Here is a 19404-nt window from a genome sequence, read left to right on the forward strand (position 1 = left end):
CCGAAGCCCCCGACTCGCGACTGCATGACCGAACGCAGAATGCCCGCCACCGCGCCTGACGACGTCCCTGCCGACCTTGTGGATCTTGCCGATACCGCAGGCGAACCGGCAGACGCCTCGCCGCGTCCCGCAGCCAAAAGTGCCAAGCCCGGTGCCAAGGGGGGCGCCAAGCGCGTGAGCTCGCCTGCGCAAACGCAGAGCGGTGCTGACGAGCCGGCGTCGGCCAAATCCCCGAAGGCTGCGAAGTCCGCCAAATCGGCGAAAGACGCCAAACCCGCTAAAGATGCGAAGCCTGCTGCCAAAAAAGCAGGCGCCGGCAGCGCAGATAAGCTGGCCAAACTCGGCCTCAAACGCGACATCGACCTGATCCTGCATCTGCCGATGCGCTACGAGGACGAAACCACGCTGCGCAAGATCGGCGAGGTGCTGCCGAGCGAACTGGCGCAGGTCGAAGGCGTGGTCACGTCGAGCGACGTTGCGTACCGTCCGCGGCGTCAGTGGGTGGTACGCATCGCTGACGAAGGGCACGAATTGGTGCTGCGTTTTCTGAATTTCTACGGCAGCCAGCAAAAGCAGCTCGCTATCGGCACGCGCGTGCGGGTGCGCGGCGAAGTGCGGGGTGGTTTTTTCGGCTTGGAGATGGTGCACCCCGCGTATCGCGTCGTGCAGGACACCGCCGCCCCGTTGCCCGAATCCCTCACGCCGGTGTACCCGAGCGCGGCAGGTCTGTCGCAGGCGTATCTGCGCAAGGCGATTCACAACGCGATGGATCGCACGCCGCTTCCCGAGTTGCTGCCCGCCGGATTGCTTCAGCACGCCATTGGCCCTGAGCATCCGCTCCCGGCGTTGGCCGACGCGGTGCGTCTGCTGCATGCCCCGCCGCCGAATGTTTCGGAGACGTCGCTCATGGAGCGTTCGCATCCCGCATGGTTACGTATCAAGTGCGAGGAGTTGCTCGCGCAGCAACTCTCGCTCAAGCGGGCGCAGGCGGCGCGTCGCCGTCTGGCCGCGCCGGCCCTCGGCGCGCACGTGCCGGGTGGCTTGCTCGAACGCTTCGAAGCCGCGCTGCCGTTCCGTCTGACGGGTGCCCAGCAGCGCGTGTGGGCCGAGATTCGCGCCGATCTGGCCGAGGCGCATCCAATGCAGCGTCTGCTTCAGGGCGACGTGGGCAGCGGCAAGACCATCATCGCGGCGCTCGCCGCTGCCCAGGCAATCGACACCGGTTTTCAGGCGGCGATCATGGCGCCGACCGAAATCCTTGCGGAGCAGCATCTGCGCAAGCTCTCGGCGTGGCTCACGCCGCTGGGCGTGCAAGTCGCGTGGCTCGCAGGCAGCATGAAGGCGAAGGAAAAGCGCGAGGCGCTCGCGCGGGTGGCCAGTGGTGAAGCCCAACTGGTTATCGGCACCCACGCGATTATTCAGGACACGGTCACGTTCGCCCGCCTGGGCATGGCGGTCGTGGATGAGCAGCACCGCTTCGGCGTAGCGCAACGTCTCGCGCTGCGCAGCAAGATGCAGACCGCGGGCATGGGCGCGAACGCCATGCCACATCAGTTGATGATGAGCGCCACGCCGATCCCGCGCACGCTCGCCATGACGTACTACGCCGATCTCGACGTCTCCGTCATCGACGAGTTGCCGCCGGGCCGCAGCCCGGTCGTGACGAAACTGATCAGTGACACGCGGCGTCCAGAGGTGATCGATCGCGTGCGCGCGGCGGCGCTCGCCGGACGTCAGGTGTACTGGGTTTGCCCGCTGATCGAGGAGAGCGAGGCGCTTCAGTTGCAGACCGCCGTCGACACGCACGCGCAATTGGTCGCGGCGTTGCCCGAACTGCGCGTGGGCCTCGTGCACGGCCGCCTCTCGCCAGCGGAGAAGGCCGCCGTGATGGAGGACTTCACGCGCGGCGATACGCATCTGCTGGTGGCGACGACCGTGATCGAAGTGGGGGTGGATGTGCCTAACGCGTCGCTGATGGTGATCGAGCACGCCGAGCGTTTCGGCCTTGCGCAGTTGCATCAGTTGAGAGGACGCGTCGGGCGCGGCTCGGCGGAATCGGTCTGTCTGCTGATGTACGCTTCGCCGCTGTCGATGGGCGCGAAGGCGCGCTTGCAGACGATGCGCGAGACCACCGACGGTTTCGTCATCGCGCGGCGCGATCTGGAAATCCGCGGCCCCGGCGAATTTCTCGGAGCCCGGCAATCCGGCGCGGCAATGTTGCGCTTCGTCGATCTGAACGAGGACGCCTGGATGATTCCCGGCGTGCAGGAAGCGGCCGACACGCTGCTGAAGTCGCATCCCGGCGCGGTAGCGGCGCATCTGGAGCGCTGGCTCGGGGCGCGCGAAGACTATCTGAAGGCGTGATGCAGTCGGGATGATGACGGCAAAGGCGTCGTCCGAAAACGGGCATTTGCCGTCCGATTGTGCTATAAAAAACAAAATCTATCGATTGCGGTAATTCGATTAATTTACACAGGTTAGGACGACATGACCCTCACGGAACTCAAGTACATCGTTGCCGTGGCGCGCGAACGCCATTTCGGACGCGCGGCGGAAGCCTGTTTCGTCAGCCAGCCGACGCTCTCGGTGGCGATCAAGAAGCTCGAAGACGAGTTGAACGTGCAGATTTTCGAGCGTGGCGCACAGGAAATCAGCGTGACGCCCCTTGGCGAGCAGATCGTGGCGCAGGCGCAGCGCGTGCTCGAGCAGACCCTCTCCATCAAGGAAATCGCCAAGCAGGGCCGCGATCCGCTCGCCGGCCCCCTGCGGCTGGCCGTGATTTACACGATCGGACCGTATCTGCTGCCGGCGCTGGTCAAGCAAATGATCGAGACCACGCCGCAGATGCCGCTGATGCTGCAAGAGAACTACACGCTCAAACTCATCGAGCTGCTCAAGCAGGGCGAGATCGACGCCGCGATCATGGCGTTGCCGTTCCCGGAGAGCGGGCTGATGGTGCGTCCGCTTTATGACGAGCCCTTCGTCGTGGCGCTGCCGCGCTCGCACGCGTGGGCCAACCGGGCGCAGATCGACGCCGCCGATCTCAAACAGGAAACGATGCTGCTGCTCGGTAGCGGGCATTGCTTCCGGGATCATGTGTTGGGTGTGTGCCCCGAGCTGATGCGCTTCTCGCAGAACGCCGACGGCATTCAGAAGACATTCGAAGGCTCGTCGCTCGAAACGATTCGTCAGATGGTCGCCAGCGGCGTTGGCATCACAGTGCTGCCCAAGACGTCTGTGCCCCAGACGCAGGAGCCCGACAGCCTGCTGAGCTACGTGCCGTTCTCGGCACCGGTGCCCGACCGTCGCGTCGTGCTCGCATGGCGCAAGAGCTTCACGCGCCTGCCGGCGATCGAAGCCGTCGCGCAGGCCGTCGCCCGGTGCAACCTGCCGGGCGTGATTCCGCTCGATATGCCCGTCACGTCCAACTGATCCGCAGGGGCGTCAGGCGGCGCGATGTGTGCCCGGCCTGCCCCGATATTGCTGCTCGAGCCTCACCAGGTTTCCAGTCCCCACCAAGCGACACCCGCCATCGCCATCAATACGCCGCTGCCCCGTGCCGCGGCGTATTGCTTTTGGCTATGGCATATATAAAAACGATTAATTCGACTGTTTTAATAAAAATAATTAATCTAGCAACGTGCGTTTGAAACCGCCGCCAGACATACGCAACGCAGCCATCGGACGCCGATGACTGCCCCCGCAGAAAGACGCATTCGAGGTGCCCGCGATGACTCAACTCAAGGCTTATTTGCACGACATCGAAACCACGCTGGAACACGTACTTGCCGACTTCGCCCTGATGGGCGCGTGAGTCGCGAGCGATTGCCCGATCAGGAACCAGGAAACAGGAGAGCGTCACATGTCCGATACCAACAAACTCACAACCGCCGCCGGTGCGCCGGTCGCCGACAACCAGAACACGCAGACGGCCGGCCCGCGTGGCCCGGCATTGCTTCAGGACGTCTGGCTTCTCGAAAAGCTGGCGCACTTCGACCGCGAGGTGATTCCGGAGCGTCGTGTTCACGCGAAGGGCTCGGGCGCCTTCGGCAAGCTCACCATCACGCACGACATCACGAAATTCACGCGTGCCCGGGTGTTTGAATCCGTCGGCAAGGAAACGCCGGTGTTTCTGCGCTTCTCGACGGTCGCCGGTGAGCGCGGCGCCGCCGACGCCGAGCGCGATGTGCGCGGCTTCGCGCTGAAGTTCTACACCGACGAAGGCAACTGGGATCTCGTGGGTAACAACACGCCCGTGTTCTTCATTCGCGACGCGCTCAAGTTCCCCGACTTCATCCACACGCAAAAACGTGATCCGAAGACCCATATGCGCAGCCCGACGGCCGCATGGGACTTCTGGTCGCGCTCGCCGGAATCGCTGCATCAGATCACCATCCTCATGAGCGATCGGGGCATTCCGAAGAACTATCGTCAGCAGCACGGTTTCGGCTCGCATACGTTCAGCTTCATCAACGCGGCCAACGAGCGCTTCTGGGTGAAGTTCCACTTCAAGTCGATGCAAGGCGTGGAGAACCTGACCAACGCGCAGGCCGCACAAATCGTGGCCGACGATCGCGAAAGCCATCAGCGCGATCTGTTCGATGCCATCGAGGCGGGTAACTTTCCGCGCTGGCGCATGCAGGTGCAGGTGATGCCCGAGGCGGACGCCGCGACTTATCGCTTCAATCCGTTCGACATCACGAAGGTGTGGCCGCACGCGGACTACCCGTTGATCGACGTGGGCGTGCTGGAGTTGAACCGTAATCCGGAGAACTACTTCGCCGAGGTCGAGCAGGCGGCGTTCAATCCGGGCAACGTGGTGCCGGGTATCAGCTTCTCGCCGGACCGTCTGTTGCAGGGACGTCTGTTCTCGTACGGCGACACGCAGCGCTACCGCCTCGGTGTGAATCACAGCGCGATTCCGGTCAATGCGCCGAAGTGCCCGTTCCATAACAGTTTCCATCGCGATGGCGCCATGCGGGTGGACGGCAATCTGGGCGGCACGCCGAACTACGAGCCGAACCGTTATGGCGCGTTTGCCGAGCAGGCCGAGTACCGCGACCCGCAACAAGCCGTGGGCGGCGTGGCCGAGCGCTTCGATCATCGCGAAGACGACGATTACTACTCGCAGCCGCGTGCCCTGTTCCGTCTGTTCGACGAGGCTCAGAAAGCGCGTTTGTTCGGCAACATCGCTGCGTCGATGCAAGGCGTGCCCGACGATGTCGCAGACCGTCAGATCGGTCACTTCGCGAAGATCGATCCGGCCTACGCGCAAGGCGTGATCGCTGCGCGCGCGGCACTCGCGAAGTAATGCATGACTGCTGAGGGGTAGCAGGAAGGCTGTCGGCAGTGTGGCGGGGACGGTGAATTACCGTCCCCGCGCAGGCATTGCCGAGGCCCGTTTGGAGATGTTTGGCGACGTCTTAGGCGCCAGGCCAGAAGGCGCGGATCGCGGCGACGCCGTAAGCCCCCGCATTTCGTGCGCTCGTCAGGGTCTCGGCACGCATGCCGCCGAGTGCGAAGACCGGTAGTGCGGTTTGCGCGGCGAGGGCGGTGAAGGCGGGCCAGCCGAGCGGCGTGGCGTCGGGGTGTGTCGCCGTGGCGAGCACGGGCGAGAGTGTGACGAAATCGAGGCCGAGGCGTGTGGCCTGCGCGAGTTGCACGGCGTCGTGGCAGGCGGCGCTCACCAGTCGCCAACCCGCAGGACGCGTCTCGCAAGCCATGAGGCGCGCGCTGGTCAGATGCCAGCCGTCTGCCTGCGGCACGGTGCCCGCATGCATGCCGCCGGCCGCATCGAGCCAGCGATCGGCGACGTCATGCGGCGGATTGAGGATGAGCTGCGCCCCGGCGGCGTGCGTGAGTGCCAGGGCGCTTTCTGCGAGGGCGCGGTAGCCGTCGGCGTCGAGCGAGCGGTTGCGCAGTTGCACGAGGCGGGTGCCACGCGCGAGCGCCTGCGCGAGTTGCGACGCGAATGTGGCGATCTGCGCGCGCGAAGCGACATCGGGCGTCACCAGAAGTTGGCGGGGCAGCATGGGCGGGGTGTCGGGGGAGGTGTCGTTGGCGACGGCGCTCATGCGCGACGTTCCGGCAAGACGTATGGGCATCGACAGGCGGTCAGCGGAGTCTGTGAAATCGTTGGGTACGGGCGCAGTGTAACCGGAATGCCGGGGCGAGCCTCTCAAGGAAAGTACGGAGCCGCATAGTGCGGAACATCGCGCCGCGCATGGCATCAGACGCAAATGCGCCAGCGGCCACACCGGAGATGTCACACGACATCGCTATACTCGGGCGGTGCCTGCCGGGCATTGGCAGACCGGCGTTTTTATTTCAGCGCGTCTCCCGGCAGTCGCGAGAGACGGCACAGCAAAGGAGTCAAAAAATCATGGCAAAGAAGAATAGTGTGGCCAATGTGGCCAGCGTGAACATCGGCATCAGCGACAAGGATCGCAAGCGTATCGTCGACGGATTGAGCCATTTGCTGGCGGACACCTACACGCTGTACCTGAAGACGCACAACTTCCATTGGAACGTCACGGGTCCGATGTTCAACACGCTGCATCTGATGTTCGAAGGCCAGTACAACGAACTCGCGTTGGCCGTCGACCAGATTGCCGAGCGGATTCGTGCCCTGGGCTACCCGGCGCCGGGCACGTACAAGGAATTCGCGAAGCTGTCGTCGATTCCCGAGGCCGAAGGCGTGCCAGTGGCCGAAGAGATGATTCGTCAACTGGTCGAAGGGCAGGAAGCGGTCACGCGCACCGCGCGCGGGATCTTCCCGGTCGTTGACGCTGCTTCGGACGAGCCGACCGCCGACCTGCTCACGCAGCGCATGCAGCTTCACGAAAAGAACGCGTGGATGCTGCGCAGCCTGCTGGCGTAAGCGCCTCGCGTTACGCCGAAGCGCCCGATGTTCCTGACGCCCGTGCCTGCGCACGGGCGTTTTTCATTGGCGTCGCATGCACGGCAAGCGTCGCCGTCTCATGCGGCACGTCTCGTGCTTTATCGGACGGGAAACGTCGTAGAGAAAAAGTGCACTCTGCCGTGCAGTCCAGTACACTCGCCGGATGCCTTTCGACTGGGTCGCCCGCAATCTCCTCGTTAGCTTGTTTCTGCCGCCCGCCAATGTGCTGGTGCTCGCAGGGGTGGCGCTCGTCGTCTGGCGGCGCTGGCCGCGCATCGGCAGAGGGCTTGCGTTCGTCGCCGCGCTGGCCTTATGGATACAGGCGATGCCCTGGGTCGGCCACCAACTGTCGCGTCCGCTCGAAGTCGGCGCGCCGGTCGATCTGAAGGCGCTCGACGCCGCGCGGCAGGTCGCGGGTTCGGCAGCCACGTTGCCGCAGGCCGTGGTGATTCTTGGTGGCGGGGCGGGCTTCGGCGCGCCTGAATACGGTCGCGAAAATAACATGGACCTGAGCGAAGCCACGCTCGCCCGGTTGCGTTACGGCGCGTTTCTGGCGCGTCGTGCGCAGTTGCCCGTGCTTGTCTCCGGTGGCAGTCCGAGCGGTCAGATGGCCGAGGGCCCCCTCATGGCGCAGGTACTGGCCGACGAGTTTGGCGTACCGGTGCGCTGGGTCGAAGGACAATCGTTGAACACGGCGCAAAACGCCACTTTCAGCGCGCGTATGCTGAGCAACGTCGGCGTATCGCGTGTTTATCTGGTCACGAGTGCCTGGCATATGCGCCGCGCTCTCGATCAGTTCGAGCGTGCCGGGCTGACGGTGATACCCGCACCGTGCTGCCATGTCACCACGCTCGCGCCCGACGCCGTAGCTGGCTGGTGGCCCACTATCGAAGGCCTGAGCACGACGCGCTCGGCGATGCGCGAGTGGATGGCGCTGAGCGTGGGCCATTGAGCGCTCGGCTGCCCGCGAGGTGTCACGAAGCTAGGGCATCGTAGGCAGCCAGCAGGAAGAAGAAAGAGAAGAAAGACGGATTTCCCGGGGGCATGCTTCAGTTGCGAGCCCCTTGAATTGCCAACCTTAAACGAGAGAGACGTATGAAGACGAAAGCTGTCCTGAGCGTTGAAGACGTGCAGAAGATCAACGCCGCAGCCGTGGCGGAAGCCACTTCGAATGGCTGGAACGTGTGCATCACGATCGTCGACGACGGTGGTCACGCCCTGTCGCTGCATCGTATGGACGGCGCTGCCCCCAGCACGGCCATGATGTCGCTGGGCAAGGCGCAGACCTCGGCAGTCGGCCGTCGCGAGAGCGGCGCATTCGAAGAGATGATCAATGGCGGCCGCTTCGCTTTCCTGAGCGCACCGAATACCGCAATGCTCGAAGGGGGCGTGCCCATCATCGTCGATGGCAACGTTATCGGCGCCGTGGGCGTGTCGGGTGTGAAGTCGGCGCAGGACGCGCAGATCGCGCGCGCGGGCATCGCCGCCGTGACCGCCCGCTGAGGCTGACCGGGCGGCACTGGCCCGGCGCCGGAAAGACAAAAGCATCGCCAATGAAAGCTGGCGATGCTTTTTTTGTGGCAAAGAAAAAACCCGTCCTCTCGAACGGGTTAAAGGCTTGTCAGGCCGATTGACCCAACCTGAGGCTTGGCAGGTCGGGCCACGAGGAGAACATCAATGAAATCCGGGTGGATGGACAAAAAAAGTGGCTTGGCTGGCGCGCAACGCAGGTAGAGAGGGGCTTGCCGTAACTACATGGGATCGCGTTGCGTTCGCTGGCTACTGCCAAACACCTCTTAGGCGAGGTGGTCCCCACAAAACTCGGTGAAGGTGGCGGCAAGGTCGTGGTCTTGCCACCGCCAAAATTCTTTACCGACTTACCGATTCGGATACTTACTTCGTCAGGATCAACTTGCCGTAACGCGTAGCGCGTAGCTGGTAAGTCTGTCCGTTGTGCAGGATGTTCACGCAATGTGTGCCCTGCAACAAGTGATCGCTCGTCAGCACGCGACTCGTGGTTTGGCTGGCCGGTTTCTCTGCTACCGGACTGGCCACTTGCGTACGCGACACCGACAAAGTGCGGCGCGGTGCCGTGGCAGGCGGGGTCTGGCGGGCAGTGGTATGGCTTGCGGTCATCTCGCTAATCCGTGTGGCTGACTGTGAGAAGAATACTAAATGAGAATCATTCCCATTTATATTTGAATTTGACTATTGTTGTTTTGATGTCAGTAGGTTTTATCTAATTTCAGGTTGCCGGACGGTGGCAGGCATCGCCCGGCAAATAACGCTGCAAAGGGGCGATCAGTCCAGCGCGCCTTGCTCGGCAAGCTCTCGGATCCTTCGCACGGTGTCGATATCCGCCTCGCGGTACGCCGATTTTACAAACTCGCTGTACCGCGTGTCGGCGCTCGCGCTGTCTTCCGGCAGCGTGGTGCTGTAGGTGAATCGCACAAAATAATGCGTTGGATTCGGCTCTTCTATACGCATTGTGAGGGTGCCACCGGCGTGCGCGTCGGTGGCCGCCGTTTCGTAGCGCACCGATTCCTGTGCCTCGAAGACGACCCGATCGAGCACCACCGTCTCGCCGAAGCGCAACTCCCGGGTCAGCGTGTCGCCTGTGCGCTCGTGCATGATGCATTCGTCGAGCCCCAGCACGAAAGCCTCCGGCTGTTCGGCGCGCAGCACGAGGCCGCGCCACAACTGGTCGCGCGAGAGTGCGGGGGCCAGCGGGTTCAGGAGGTCGTTGACCTCGATCAGGTGTTCGTACTGCAAGTCTATTTCCCCTTCAAATCGATGACGGCCTGCGCGCTTTGGGAGCGCGCCTGGCATCGCGTCGAATATGACGCAAGCGTTAAATCGTTATTCCGCCGTTATTCAACCAACGAACTGTCGATGGCGATGGTGCCCGACAACACTTTGTGAATTGGGCACGCATTGGCGATTTCCAAGAGGCGCTGACGCTGTACCTCCGACAAATCTCCGGCGAGCTCGATCTTGCGCGTGATTTGCGTGGTCCCGGCAGGCGGCTTGCCGTCCGGATTCATCGCGAGCGTGACTTTCACCTCCTTGAGTGGCCATTCCTTGCGACGCGCGTACATTTGCAACGTGATCGACGTACAGGCGCCGAGACTCGACAGCAGCAGTGCTGCCGGTGCGGGACCCAGGTCGCCGCCACCGAGCGAGGCAGGCTCGTCGGCGAGCCATTCATGCTTGCCGTCCGATAGCGGGGTGGTATATCCGGCGGCACCCAAGTGGGCGGTGACAATCGCTTCTGCGGCCATGGCAGCTCCTGTGAGTCCTGCGGGCTTCAATGAAAGCGGCCCGGCGAAGATTGGGCCACAACGCACTCTGAGTGCCATTGTGACCCAATTTCGCCGGGCCGGCGGAATGACGTGCGCGGCTTACCCGGCCATTCACGACAGGGCCGCCCGAGCATGAGATGCCGAACGTCAGGTACGGGGGACGGAAGCAGGAATATGCCCCATGCGCCCGGCCTGGAAGTCGAGAATCGCCTGACGAATCTCGCCTTCCGTGTTCATGACGAACGGACCGTAGCGCGCCACTGGCTCGCCGAGCGGCTTGCCGCCGATCAGCAGGAACGACAGCGGCTTGTCACCGTCGTTATGCACCATTACGCCTTCGCCTTCGTTGCCGAACACGACCATCTGATGCGCCTTGGCCGGTGTGGCTTCGGCACCGAAATGCCCCTCGCCCTCGACCACATAGGCGAACACGTTGAAGTCCGCCGGCACCGGATGATCGAGCAACGCCTGCGGTTGCAGCGTGAAGTGCTGATACAGGATCGGCGTGCGTGTTTCGATGGCGGCGCGTGTGCCCAGCGCTTCGCCTGCGATGACGCGCACAAGCACCTTACCGTCTGCACTCGTCGCACTCGGAATGCCTGCGGCCGGGAGCTCCTGGTAACGCGGCGCGATCATCTTGTCTGCGCGCGGCAGGTTCACCCACAACTGGAAGCCGTGCATCTCGCCGCCACGTTGTTGAAACGCCTGCGAGGGCATCTCGGAGTGAATCACCCCGGCGCCCGCCGTCATCCATTGCACATCGCCGGGCCTGAGCTTGCCGGCGTGCCCCTGCGAGTCGCGGTGCTCCATCTCGCCAGCGAGCAGATAGGTGACGGTCTCGAAGCCGCGATGCGGGTGATCCGGCGCGCCCTTGGCTTCACCGGCGGGCACTTGCATCGGGCCCATCTCGTCGAGCAGCAGGAACGGATCGAAGTCGGCCAGCATGCGCGTCGGGAACGGGCGGTTGACGTAAAAGCCTGCGCCTTCCTGTGTTTGCGTTGCCGTGAAGACACGGGCGACCGGGCGGGCGTGGGGGGTGCTCATGGGGAAATCTCCTGTGGGGACGCATCGCCGACGAAGATAGCCGGGCGTGTGCGCGTCCAATGTCATGCCCAAACTATATCGGGGCGAATGGCACCGGGAGTAGCCCGTAACACAGGAAGGATTGTTACCTGATTGGAACAATGACGCACAAGTTCGTCCAAACGCAGAGGTTTTCGAATCGTCGCGACGAAAAAAAGCGCGGTGACCAGCACCGCGCTCGAGCTTCTGCGATTCGTGTATTTACCGGACTTACTTGGTCTGCGGTTCGGTCACGAAGCCGAGTTTGGTGACGCCTGCCGTCTGGGCTTCCGAGAGCACCTTGGCGACGCTTTCGTAACGCACGTTCTTGTCGGCGAAGAGGTGCAGTTCCGGTTGCGGCTGCGCTTCGGCGGCCTGCGCCAGACGCGCCTTGAGCGTTGCGTCGTCGATCTGCTGCTTGTCCCAGAAGACACTGCCGTCTGCCTGGATCGACAGGTCGACCTTGGCAGGCTTGGTGTCTTCCGGCTGGCTGCTCGCCTGCGGCAGGTCGAGCTTGACCGCGTGATTGAGCACCGGCAGCGTCACGATGAAGATGATCAGCAGCACCAGCATGACGTCGACGAGCGGCGTCATGTTGATCTCGCTCATCATGGCGTCATCGGCACCGTCGTCGCTGCTGTATGAACCCATAGCCATAGCGAACTCCTTCTCTTGCGCGGCGGCTTAGCTGGCGCTGGCCGACGTGGACTTGCGCACCGGCGTGACGTTGTTCGCGAACTGCGTCGAATGCACGTTGGCGCCGGTCAGGAAGTAACCGTGCAGGCTGTGCGCGAAGCGGTTGAGCTTCGAGACGATGCCCTTGTTGGCGCGCGTCAGGGCGTTGAAGCCGAGCACGGCCGGAATGGCCACGAACAGACCGAAGGCGGTCATGATGAGGGCTTCACCCACCGGGCCGGCCACTTTGTCGATGGTCGTCTGACCCGATGCGCCAATGGCCAGCAGGGCGTGATAGATACCCCACACCGTACCGAACAGACCGACGAACGGCGAGGTCGAGCCGATCGAGGCCAGCATGGCCAGACCGCTTTGCAGGCGCGAAACCGTATCGTCCACCGAGTTCTTCAGCGCGCGCGTGATCCAGTCGCTCACGTCCATCTTGTCGTGCAGATGCGGCTGGCTCTGGCGGTGGTGTTCGGCGGCGTCCTGACCAGCGAGGGCCAGCGCGAGGAACGGATTGTTCTGACCCGATTCGCCCAGCTTCTGCAGACCGGCGGAGAAATTCTCCGAGTGCCAGAAGTCCGGCTCGGCGGTGCGCGTGAGGCGGCTCAGGCGGAAGACTTGCGTGCCCTTGATGATGATGACCGTCCACGACAGCACCGACATCACCAGCAACACGATCGCGATGGCGCGCGTGACGAAATCGCCCTGCGACCAGACGTGGCTCAAACCATACTCTTGCATTTTTCGTTCCTCGGAAGATCCAGTTCGTAGATCGTAACGTTAATCGTTCAGATTGAAGTTAAACGGTTTGGTCGCCGCGGCTTCCACCGCCCGGCCATTCTGCATCGGGGGCGCACAGCGCATCGCCAGCGCGGCGGTGCGGGCGGCCTGATCGAGACGGGGGAAGCCGCTCGACTTGACGACATTGGCGCTCGAGACCACACCTCGCGTATCGATCACGAGACGCAATGTGACGGTGCCTTCCTCGCCAACGCGACGCGATTGCGTTGGGTACACCACGCGCGGCTCGTCGCACTTCACCGCGAGGCCTTCGATCGGACCCGACGGCGCGGGGGCCGGTGCGGGGGCGGGCGGTGCCGGCGGTGTGGGCGCGGCTTGCTGCACCGGCTCGGCCGTCTGCTGAGGCGGGGCGACGGGCTCTGCCTTTTGCGTGATGGCGTTTTTCGGCTGCTCGCGCGGTTTGGGCGGCGGCGGGGCGACCTTCGGCTTGGGCGGTTCCGGCTGCGGCTTGGGCGGCGCGGGTTGTGGCGGCGTCGGAGCGGGCGTGAGCGGAATGATCGTGGCGGTGAAGGTCGTCGGCTCGATCGTTGCCTTTTCGGGGTCGTTACGCAGGTGCGACAGACCCACGAGGGCGGCAATGTGAACGGCAACGATCGCTGCCGCAATCGCGATGGCTCGCGGCGACGTCAGCGGATCACGGAATTGCGCGAGCGCAATGCCGGATGGGGTCACGACGGGGGGCACGGCGGTCGACATGATAACGGCTAGGGTACGCTAATTTGCGGCGGTGAACGGTGAGTGAAGCGCGGTGTGCGAAGCCTCGGAGTTCAGAATAGGCCGGACGTACGATCAAAGGAAAACCGCGCCAAGGGGCGCGGTCGGCGAACGCAGTGAGTCAAAAACCGTGCTCAAACTCACCTTCGAAACAGGAAAAACGATAAACATAACGTCGAAACAAAGCCAATCAGGAGTTCCATCTGACACCTCCACGGTGACGAGTCGCTGGCTGGCGCATGGCGCCGCGAGACGCCTGGCTGGCTCCGTTGCCCCGTGACATCGGCTGAAGCCGGTCACGTCGGCGAAATTCAAACGGTTCGAAACGGATAATGCCGATAACGCGTGGCGAGGGCGCGCCTCACCTCATACATCGCAGCACTTAGGCTGCCAGTGCGAGCTCCTGACGCACCACCACGACTTCCGTCGACGTTTCGACGTGCGTCGACTGGCAGCAACCGCCACAGGCGCGACCACAGCACGGCGTGGCACCCGCCACCATTTCTTCGACGTACGGACCGCACTTGCCGCAGCACAGCGCAACACCGAGGTCGATCTGGAGATCTTCCATCGTGGTGGCACCGGCGTCGAGACAAGCCTTGATCTGACGATCGGAAATGGATTTACAGACGCAGACGATCATGATGAAAACGTCAAAATGTAACACTAATGAGAATAATTATTATTTAAGTTGCCGTGTTTTGCAAGTGCCATCGACCTATCCCATGGCACGCGAAGGGATATACAAACAGGGTGTCAGGCGGGAATGATGGGAAGGTTTGCGGGCGATGCGAGGCCGGCTGCGGCTTGCGGCGCCGTCTCGGCAATCTCGACGGTCACTACGTCAGGTGCGGCATTCAGCAGCCGGTCGGCCATCGTCTGTAGCGCATTGGCATTGGCGGTGGTGAACAACGCAAGACTGCCACCGGTGCCCGGAAGCACGGGAGCCCCCAGATCGTCGGCTTCAAGTCTGCGTTGAAGCTGCCGCGCGATGGCGGCACCGGTGTCGATGAGCGTGAGCGCCGTGCCGAAATGCCGTTGAATGGCGGGGATCAGGAACGGGTAATGGGTGCAGCCGAGCACGAGCGTGTCGGCGCCTTGCACGATCATCGGCGCGATGTACTTGTCGAGCAGCCTCATGACCGCGGGCGAATCGACGTCGCCCGCTTCGATGCGCTCGACCAGCCCGTGGCCGGGCTGACACAGGAATCGCTGCCCCTGCGCGGTGTGTCGCGCGAGCAGATCCGCGAAGCGTGCGCTGCGTAGCGTTGCCGCCGTGGCGAGCACGCCGATCACACCGCTGCGCGAGGCCGCCGCCGCGGGTTTGATCCCCGGCTCGACACCGACGACCGGCCACGCGTGGTCCGCGCGCAGTGTCGCCACGCCGTGGGCCGTCGCCGTATTGCAGGCGACGACGAACGCCTTGGCGCCGCGCTCGCGCAGCCATCGACCGATGGCAAGGCTGCGCTGCTCGATGAATGCGTCGGGGCGCTCTCCGTAGGGAGCGTATCGGGAGTCGGCGACATACAGCAGCGACTCGTGCGGGAGCAGGGCGCGAACGGCCTGCAGAACCGAGAGGCCACCGAGGCCGGAATCGAAGACGCCAATCGGCGCGTTGGAGGGCATGGCAAATGAAAAAGGGCCGGCAAATTGCCGGCCCCGAAATTTTAGCGCAAAGCCTGCGAACCGATGCCGGTGCGGCGAAGCGCTTTTATTATCTGGGTTTTGCGGGTTGTCGGGCTTATTCTTCGAACGACGCCATGCCCGACTGCTGGTAATTCTGAATGCCGACCTTGGCGATGAGTTCGATCTGGGTTTCCAGCCAGTCGATGTGCTCTTCGGTGTCGTGCAGGATTTGATTGAAGAGTTCGCGCGAGACGAAGTCGTTGACGCTTTCGCAATGCGCGACACCTTCCTTGCAGGTCTTCTGCGAGATGTATTCGAGCTTCAAATCGCACTGAAGAATTTCTTCGGTGGTCTCGCCGATGAGCAGCTTGTGCAGATCTTGCAGGTTCGGCAGGCCGTCGAGCATGAAGATGCGTTCGATCAGCTTGTCGGCGTGCTTCATTTCACCGATGGACTCGTCGTACTCGTGTTTGCCGAGTTTGGTCAGGCCCCAGTGGTTGTACATGCGGGCGTGCAGAAAGTACTGGTTGATCGCCGTCAGCTCGTTCTTGAGCTGGGCATTGAGTAGTTCGAGGACTTTCTTGTCGCCTTTCATTTCGGATCCCTGTTTTATGCAGTTTGCAAGCGGTTGAAGAGTAGCCTGAAAAGCGCGGAAAGCCAAGCCCTGCAAGGCTTTTCGTGAACCGAGGTGCGAATGGTAATGCGATCTATTCTCGCTGCATTGTGTGTCATTTCGGTCGATCGGATCGACGATCGCCAGGCAGCGAGGGGGAGCGGATGAAAAAAGCTCGGACTTTGCCGGGTTTTCTTCTGAGGACCGAGCGGCGCGATGCCATCGGCCGCATTGAAGTGCGTGATGCAGCGGGTGGCGGGGTGCGTAGTGGTACTGCGTGATGCAGTACCCCTACACAGTACGACGACGCTTATTCCGCTGCGACCGGAATCTTGCCGATCTTGGCTTGCCATTCCTTCGGACCGGTCTGGTGCACGGAGACACCGGTCGAATCGACGGCCACCGTCACCGGCATGTCCTTGACGTCGAACTCGTAAATCGCTTCCATGCCGAGGTCTTCGAAGGCCAGCACGCGCGCGGCACGAATGGCCTTCGACACGAGGTACGCAGCGCCACCCACGGCCATCAGGTACGCAGCCTTGTGCTTTTTGATGGCTTCGATGGCGGCGGGTCCTCGCTCGGACTTGCCGATCATGACGGCCAGCCCCGTCTTCGACAGCATCATGTCGGTGAACTTATCCATACGCGTGGACGTGGTCGGACCGGCCGGGCCGACGACTTCGTCGCGCACCGGATCGACCGGGCCGACGTAATAAATCGCGCGGCCCTTGAAGTCCACCGGCAGCGGTTCGCCCTTGGCGATCATGTCGGCAATGCGCTTGTGTGCGGCGTCGCGGCCCGTGAGCATCTTGCCCGAGAGCAGCAGGGTCTGACCCGGCGTCCAGCTCGCGACCTCTTCCGGCGTGAGCGTGTCCAGATCGACGCGCTTGCTCGTCTCGGTGTTCGGTGCCCAGTGCACGTTCGGCCATGCGTCGAGCGACGGTGCGGCGAGGAACGACGGGCCCGAGCCGTCCAGCGTGAAGTGCGCGTGACGCGTCGCGGCGCAGTTCGGGATCATGGCGACCGGCTTGGACGCGGCGTGCGTCGGGTAGTCGAGAATCTTCACGTCGAGCACCGTGGCCAGACCGCCGAGGCCTTGCGCGCCAATGCCGAGGGCGTTGACCTTCTCGAACAGCTCGATACGCAGTTCTTCGTTCCAGTTCTGCGGGCCGCGCTTGATCACGTCATGGATGTCGATCGGGTCCATGAGCGATTCCTTGGCGAGCACCATGGCCTTTTCCGCCGTGCCGCCGATACCGATGCCGAGCATGCCCGGCGGGCACCAGCCGGCGCCCATCGTCGGGACCGTCTTCACGACCCAGTCGACGATCGAATCGGACGGGTTGAGCATCACGAACTTCGACTTGTTCTCCGAGCCGCCGCCCTTGGCCGCGACCGTGATGTCCACCTTGTCGCCTTCCACGATTTCGTAGTGGATGACGGCGGGCGTGTTGTCCTTCGTGTTCTTGCGCCCGGCTTCGGGCGGCGCGACGATCGAGGCGCGCAGCACGTTGTCCGGGTGCAGGTAAGCCTGACGCACGCCTTCGTTGATCATGTCGGTGAGGCTGCGCTTGGCGTCCCAGCGCACGTTCATGCCGACCTTCACGAACACGGTCACGATGCCGGTGTCCTGGCACAGCGGACGACGGCCTTCGGCGCACATGCGGCTGTTGGTCAGGATCTGCGCAATGGCGTCGCGGGCGGCGGGGCTTTGCTCGGCCTCGTAGGCGCGGCCCAACGCCTGAATGTAATCGTCCGGATGGTAGTAGCTGATGTACTGCAGGGCACCGGCGACGCTCTGAATGACGTCGTCTTCTTTAATGACGGTAGACATGAAACGGCTCTCGACTTAGTGGGAACTGGTGTTTGTAATGACGTGCTGCGGGGTTGCGTACGCCGGGGCGTGACTGTCGTTCGTCATCTTGTTGACGACGGCCATGACCAGGGCGGAAAGCAGGAAGGCGCAGTGAATGATCACTTGCCACATGATGGTGTGCTGCGTTTGCTGGGACGCATCGATGAACGTCTTGAGCAGGTGGATCGACGAGATGCTGATGAGCGCCATCGACAGCTTCACCTTGAGCACGCCGGCGTTCACGTGATCGAGCCACTCCGGCTCGTCGGGATGCCCTTCCACGCCCAGGCGGGAGACGAACGTCTCGTAACCGCCGATGATCACCATGATGAGCAGATTCGAGATCATCACCACGTCGATCAGGCCGAGCACGACGAGCATGATCTGCGTTTCGTCGAAGGTCGCCGCGTGAGAGATCAGGTGCCAGAGTTCGACGAGGAACTTGTAGACGTACACGCCTTGCGCGGCGATCAGTCCGAGGTACAGCGGCAGTTGCAGCCAGCGGCTGAAGAAAACGACGCGAGGCAGGGGGCGCATCGGCGCGGCGAACGGGCGGCCGGGAGTCGACATGGCTATTTAGACGGATCGAGGACATTGGCCTGCGCGTCTGGGCGCAGGCTGTAGTTATCAGTTACGCACATCAAATACGGAACCACGGAGCAATTCGCAATTTGCCATTGTTGCAACTCGCCGTTCAGTGACGGTTTCCATGTCACGGATGTGGCGTCGCGAAATGCGGTATGGCCGGCATTTTACAACGTCTTGCGCGGGGTGCCGCGTCCGATTCAGCCTTCTGCCGGCAATGGCGTCTTTCGCGTCCCGGCGGATGGGAGCGCCGCGAGCACGATCCCCGCGATCGTCAGCGCCAGCGCGCCGCCCTGCGCGACCGACAACCGTTCGCCCAGGAAGATCACGCCGTAGGCCGTGGCGGCCACCGGCACCATCGCGGTAAAAACGCCTGCAAGTTGTGCGCTGACGTGCCGAATCCCGCGCATCCACAGGAAAAATGCGAACACGCTCGCGGCAAGGCCGTACCAGACGATGAGCGCCCAGTGGCCCGCGGTGAGCGACGCGTAGTCCACCGCCATCAGGCCGGCCACGCCGAACGGCAGCATCATCGCGCCGCCGATCAGATGCGTATAGGCGCAGATGTCGATGGCCGGGAGTTCGGCGGCGAGCCGCTTCGACACGATCACGTAAATCGCTTCGCACGCGACCGCGCCCAGCACCAGCGCGTTGCCCAGCCATGCGCCGCTGCTCGCCCCGGAGGTGTGGGCATCGCCGCGCGAGACGTTGAGGAGCGCCACCCCGGCAATCGCCAGTCCGATACTCGCGAGTGTGCGGCGCGACGGGTGTTCGCGCAGCACCGCCCAGGACAGCAGCGCCACGCACGCGGGCAGCGTGGCGGTAATGACCCCGGCGGCGGTCGCCGTCGTCATGCGCACGCCCGAGAGCATGAGCAGCGTGAAGAGGAACGTGCCGAAGAACGTCTGCACAAAGAGGTGCGCCCATTGGGTGCGGGTCACGCGCCGCATGGCGGACGGGCGGTAGCGGGGCGCGAGGGCGACGATGGCGATTACGAAACGCCACAGCGCAAAGGCGGCCACGGGCATCACGGCGACCATGGTCTTGCCGATGCCGACGTTCGCGCCCACCAGCGTCATGGACAGCGCCAGCGCGAAACTCGGAAAGCGGGCGAACAGCCGGTCGGTGCGTGTCGCCGTGGCGTTCGTCGTGGCGCTGGACGAGGAGGCGCTGTCACCGGGTGATTGAGGCGTAGATGTCGAATTCACGGGCGCTTCGGGCGAGTCCGGGGTGGCGGGATAAGGGGGATGCGGGTAGGATTGTA

General features: G+C 63.2%; 20 protein-coding genes. 6 read left to right on the forward strand and 14 right to left on the reverse strand.

Annotated elements, in window-relative coordinates:
* Positions 1 to 24: 24 nt before the first annotated feature.
* The 3 genes from recG (at position 25) to ACIPHM_RS23290 (ending at position 5311) form a co-directional block, all read left to right on the forward strand.
* Positions 25 to 2364, forward strand: a complete 2340-nt coding sequence (gene recG / locus ACIPHM_RS23280; protein ID WP_400333668.1) for an ATP-dependent DNA helicase RecG — start codon at positions 25 to 27, stop codon at positions 2362 to 2364.
* 123 nt (positions 2365 to 2487) lie between these two features.
* A complete protein-coding gene (locus ACIPHM_RS23285; RefSeq protein ID WP_400333670.1) occupies positions 2488 to 3432 on the forward strand; it encodes a LysR substrate-binding domain-containing protein in 945 nt (314 codons plus the stop codon).
* 430 nt (positions 3433 to 3862) lie between these two features.
* Positions 3863 to 5311: a catalase gene (locus ACIPHM_RS23290; RefSeq protein WP_400333672.1), complete on the forward strand. Its 1449-nt coding sequence runs from the start codon at positions 3863 to 3865 to the stop codon at positions 5309 to 5311.
* Between the two features lie 112 nt (positions 5312 to 5423).
* On the opposite strand, the gene ACIPHM_RS23295 is transcribed toward ACIPHM_RS23290, so the two are convergent.
* On the reverse strand, positions 5424 to 6074 hold the full coding sequence (locus ACIPHM_RS23295; RefSeq protein WP_400333675.1) for a thiamine phosphate synthase: 651 nt from the start codon (positions 6072 to 6074) through the stop codon (positions 5424 to 5426).
* Between the two features lie 308 nt (positions 6075 to 6382).
* On the opposite strand from ACIPHM_RS23295, the gene ACIPHM_RS23300 reads away from it, so the two are divergent.
* From ACIPHM_RS23300 to ACIPHM_RS23310, 3 genes are all read left to right on the forward strand, one after another.
* Complete coding sequence (locus ACIPHM_RS23300) at positions 6383 to 6880, forward strand: Dps family protein (RefSeq protein ID WP_400333678.1); 498 nt, start codon at positions 6383 to 6385, stop codon at positions 6878 to 6880.
* Positions 6881 to 7064: 184 nt separating this feature from the next.
* On the forward strand, positions 7065 to 7853 hold the full coding sequence (locus ACIPHM_RS23305) for a YdcF family protein (protein ID WP_400333680.1): 789 nt from the start codon (positions 7065 to 7067) through the stop codon (positions 7851 to 7853).
* Between the two features lie 143 nt (positions 7854 to 7996).
* Positions 7997 to 8404 (forward strand): heme-binding protein, encoded by a 408-nt coding sequence (locus ACIPHM_RS23310; RefSeq protein ID WP_400333682.1) that lies wholly within the window; start codon positions 7997 to 7999, stop codon positions 8402 to 8404.
* Positions 8405 to 8794: 390 nt separating this feature from the next.
* On the opposite strand, the gene hemP is transcribed toward ACIPHM_RS23310, so the two are convergent.
* The 13 genes from hemP to ACIPHM_RS23375 form a co-directional block, all read right to left on the reverse strand.
* Positions 8795 to 9037 carry a hemin uptake protein HemP gene (hemP, locus tag ACIPHM_RS23315; RefSeq protein ID WP_400333684.1) on the reverse strand — a complete coding sequence of 81 codons (243 nt, stop codon included), beginning with the start codon at positions 9035 to 9037 and terminating at the stop codon, positions 8795 to 8797.
* Between the two features lie 165 nt (positions 9038 to 9202).
* On the reverse strand, positions 9203 to 9673 hold the full coding sequence (locus ACIPHM_RS23320) for an SRPBCC family protein (RefSeq protein ID WP_400333687.1): 471 nt from the start codon (positions 9671 to 9673) through the stop codon (positions 9203 to 9205).
* 98 nt (positions 9674 to 9771) lie between these two features.
* Positions 9772 to 10182 (reverse strand): OsmC family protein, encoded by a 411-nt coding sequence (locus ACIPHM_RS23325; RefSeq protein WP_400333690.1) that lies wholly within the window; start codon positions 10180 to 10182, stop codon positions 9772 to 9774.
* A 168-nt stretch (positions 10183 to 10350) separates the two neighbouring features.
* Positions 10351 to 11247 (reverse strand): pirin family protein, encoded by an 897-nt coding sequence (locus tag ACIPHM_RS23330; protein WP_400333692.1) that lies wholly within the window; start codon positions 11245 to 11247, stop codon positions 10351 to 10353.
* Positions 11248 to 11496: 249 nt separating this feature from the next.
* Positions 11497 to 11922: an ExbD/TolR family protein gene (locus ACIPHM_RS23335; protein ID WP_400333695.1), complete on the reverse strand. Its 426-nt coding sequence runs from the start codon at positions 11920 to 11922 to the stop codon at positions 11497 to 11499.
* Between the two features lie 27 nt (positions 11923 to 11949).
* Entirely contained in the window at positions 11950 to 12687 is a 738-nt protein-coding gene (locus ACIPHM_RS23340; RefSeq protein ID WP_400333698.1) for a MotA/TolQ/ExbB proton channel family protein, read from the reverse strand.
* Positions 12688 to 12726: 39 nt separating this feature from the next.
* On the reverse strand, positions 12727 to 13443 hold the full coding sequence (locus ACIPHM_RS23345) for an energy transducer TonB (protein WP_400333700.1): 717 nt from the start codon (positions 13441 to 13443) through the stop codon (positions 12727 to 12729).
* A gap of 400 nt (positions 13444 to 13843) precedes the next feature.
* Positions 13844 to 14104 carry a bacterioferritin-associated ferredoxin gene (locus tag ACIPHM_RS23350; protein WP_400333703.1) on the reverse strand — a complete coding sequence of 87 codons (261 nt, stop codon included), beginning with the start codon at positions 14102 to 14104 and terminating at the stop codon, positions 13844 to 13846.
* A gap of 113 nt (positions 14105 to 14217) precedes the next feature.
* Entirely contained in the window at positions 14218 to 15087 is an 870-nt protein-coding gene (gene murI, locus ACIPHM_RS23355; RefSeq protein ID WP_400333705.1) for a glutamate racemase, read from the reverse strand.
* A 115-nt stretch (positions 15088 to 15202) separates the two neighbouring features.
* The gene (bfr, locus tag ACIPHM_RS23360) at positions 15203 to 15682 is read right to left on the reverse strand and encodes a bacterioferritin (RefSeq protein WP_400333707.1); all 480 of its coding nucleotides are present in this window, start codon (positions 15680 to 15682) and stop codon (positions 15203 to 15205) included.
* A gap of 328 nt (positions 15683 to 16010) precedes the next feature.
* Positions 16011 to 17534: a fumarate hydratase gene (locus ACIPHM_RS23365; protein ID WP_400333710.1), complete on the reverse strand. Its 1524-nt coding sequence runs from the start codon at positions 17532 to 17534 to the stop codon at positions 16011 to 16013.
* A gap of 15 nt (positions 17535 to 17549) precedes the next feature.
* On the reverse strand, positions 17550 to 18125 hold the full coding sequence (locus ACIPHM_RS23370) for a TIGR00645 family protein (RefSeq protein ID WP_400333712.1): 576 nt from the start codon (positions 18123 to 18125) through the stop codon (positions 17550 to 17552).
* Positions 18126 to 18340: 215 nt separating this feature from the next.
* Entirely contained in the window at positions 18341 to 19258 is a 918-nt protein-coding gene (locus tag ACIPHM_RS23375) for a DMT family transporter (protein WP_400333735.1), read from the reverse strand.
* Positions 19259 to 19404 lie beyond the last annotated feature (146 nt).

The sequence above is a fragment of the Pandoraea sp. NPDC087047 genome, assembly GCF_044745225.1.
In the GTDB taxonomy this organism is placed as follows: Bacteria; Pseudomonadota; Gammaproteobacteria; order Burkholderiales; family Burkholderiaceae; genus Pandoraea.